Below are 633 nucleotides of genomic sequence, written 5' to 3' on the forward strand. Positions count from 1 at the left end.
GCCGCCCAGACCGCGCTGCTGCTGGTGCGTAAATACGTCGCCGACGAAAGCGGTGCCGACGCGCTGCTCGAGTGGCTCAAGCCCTACGAACAGTTCACCTTCCGCGACGGCCCGGAGCCGGACTTCATCGCCCTGCACAGGCAGATTGGCAAAAGCGTAATGCCCAAAACCGACGACCCGTGGGGCCAGGGGCTCATCGACAGCATGGTGCTGCTGATTAAAGAGGAGCTGCACCACTTCTGGCAGGTGCGCGAGGCGATGCTGGCGCGCGACATTCCCTACGTCAAAATCACCGCCAGCCGCTACGCCAAAGGGATGCTGAAGGAAGTGCGCACCCACGAACCGCTGACGCTGATCGACAAGCTCATCTGCGGCGCCTACATCGAAGCCCGCTCCTGCGAACGCTTCGCCGCTCTGGCCCCGTTCCTCGACGACGACCTGCAGAAGTTCTATCTCTCGCTGCTGCGCTCGGAAGCGCGCCACTACCAGGACTACCTGACGCTGGCCCAGCAGGTAAGCGACGACGATATCTCACCCCGCATACAGCATTTTGGCGAAATTGAAGCCACACTTATCTCGACACCGGACAACGAGTTTCGCTTCCACAGCGGCGTGCCGGTGTAAACCGGCATA

At 61.6% G+C, this 633-nt stretch carries 1 protein-coding gene; it reads left to right on the forward strand.

Going from position 1 to position 633, the window contains the following annotated elements; all coding sequences use genetic code 11:
* Positions 1-624, forward strand: a 624-nt coding sequence (gene miaE / locus INF73_RS21765) for a tRNA isopentenyl-2-thiomethyl-A-37 hydroxylase MiaE (protein WP_193547324.1), incomplete at its 5' end; no start/stop codon positions are given.
* Positions 625-633 lie beyond the last annotated feature (9 nt).

This window comes from Enterobacter cloacae complex sp. P6RS (assembly GCF_014982245.1).
GTDB classification, from domain to species: Bacteria; Pseudomonadota; Gammaproteobacteria; order Enterobacterales; family Enterobacteriaceae; genus Enterobacter; species Enterobacter bugandensis.